The following is a 252-nucleotide window of genomic DNA, read 5'->3' as shown; positions in this document are numbered from 1 at the left end:
GCTCACCACGCCAGTGGCCGGGTTGTAACCGGTGATGGTGAACAGCGCACCGGTGTTGGTCTCGGCCGATTGCGGGAAGCCCGCGGCGACACCTGCGGTGACGATGGCGATACCCCCGACGGTCAGGGTTTGCAGGCCATCCGGCGCATTGACGGTGAAGGTGCCGGTCTGGGTCAGGGTCGGGGCATCCGGGTCAGTGCCGTAGGTGAGGTTTTTTTCGTAGACGGTCAGTTCGCCGCCCGCCACGTCGAG

General features: G+C 65.9%; 1 protein-coding gene. It reads right to left on the bottom strand.

All coding sequences use genetic code 11. The features are described from left to right. A partial coding sequence (locus ACM6I5_RS22245; protein WP_414884731.1) for a hypothetical protein occupies positions 1 to 252 on the bottom strand: 252 nt, incomplete at both ends.

The sequence above is a fragment of the Pseudomonas sp. IT-P171 genome, assembly GCF_949767765.1.
In the GTDB taxonomy this organism is placed as follows: domain Bacteria; phylum Pseudomonadota; class Gammaproteobacteria; order Pseudomonadales; family Pseudomonadaceae; genus Aquipseudomonas; species Aquipseudomonas fluorescens_B.
This window is presented reverse-complemented; position numbering and strand designations above follow the sequence as displayed.